At 66.7% G+C, this 1,240-nt stretch carries 1 protein-coding gene; it reads left to right on the top strand.

Annotated elements, in window-relative coordinates; translation table 11 throughout:
• Window positions 1-117 precede the first annotated feature (117 nt).
• Window positions 118-1,240: IS1634 family transposase (locus N869_RS15165; RefSeq protein ID WP_052105647.1), on the top strand; the 1,123-nt coding region annotated here is incomplete at its 3' end.

Here is a 1,240-nt window from a genome sequence, read left to right as displayed (position 1 = left end):
CGCGTCCTGCGGGTCGCGTCGAACCTGACTTGCACAGGTGATGCGTAGTTGCGCGTTCCGCTGGGGTGTTTGTGCTGGTCACGGTGTTGGTGGTGGGCGGGTTGGCACACTAACGGGGTGGCGTTCTTGCGGAAGGTGCGGACCGCGTCGGGTGCGACGGCGGTCCAGATCGCGGTCAAGGACGGTCGTCGGGACAAGGTGATCGAGCACCTGGGGTCGGCGCACACCGAGGCCGAGCTGGCCGCGTTGATGCAGATCGGGCGGGCCAAGCTCCATGGCGGCCAGGACGAGCTGGACCTGGGCCTGGACCCTGGGACCGACCCCCGGGCCGCGGTTCTCGAGGCCAGCGCCTCAAGGATGTTGATCGAGGTCATCCGCAAGGCCTACTCGCGCCTGGGGTTCGATGTGGTGGGCGATGAGGCGTTCTTCCAGCTCGTGCTGGCCCGCCTGGTCGAGCCGACCTCGAAGGTGGACTCGATCCGCGTGCTGAGCGAGCTCGGTGTGAGCCCGGCGCATCGCAACACCTTCACCAATGCCCTGAAGCGGTGTGCCGGACGGGACTACCGCGACCAGCTGGCCCAGGCGTGCTTCACCCACGCCGCCGGTCGCGGCGCGCTGAGCCTGGTGCTGTATGACGTGACGACGCTGTACTTCGAGGCGGAGAAGGAAGACGATCTGCGCAAGGTCGGCTACTCCAAGGAGCGCCGGGTCGACCCGCAGATCGTGGTCGGTCTGCTCGTGGACCGCACCGGATTCCCGTTGGAGATCGGCTGTTTCGAGGGCAACCACGCCGAGACCCGCACGCTGATCCCGATCATCAGCCAGTTCACCCAGCGCCACGACCTGGAGCAGGTCGTGGTGGTCGCCGACGCCGGCATGCTGTCGGCTGCGAACCTGGGCGATCTGGACGATGCCCACCTGCGGTTCATCGTCGGCTCCCGCGTGACCAAGGCCCCAGCGGACTTGGAAAGCCACTTCCGGTGGAACGGAGACGCCTTCGGTGACGGGCAAGTCATCGACACCGTCACCGCCCGGCACGCCAACACCAAGATCAACGACCCTGCCCACCGGGACGAACCCGTCTGGGACCCGGGCCGCGACACCGGTGCGTGGCGGGCGGTGTGGCAGTACTCGGGCAAACGAGCCGTACGCGACACCAAGACCTTGAACCAACAGGAGCAACGAGCCCAGGCGATCATCGAGGGTGAGAAGAAGATCAAGACCGCTCGGTTCGTCAAGA

This window comes from Cellulomonas bogoriensis 69B4 = DSM 16987, from assembly GCF_000767165.1.
Taxonomy (GTDB): domain Bacteria; phylum Actinomycetota; class Actinomycetes; order Actinomycetales; family Cellulomonadaceae; genus Actinotalea; species Actinotalea bogoriensis.
This window is presented reverse-complemented; position numbering and strand designations above follow the sequence as displayed.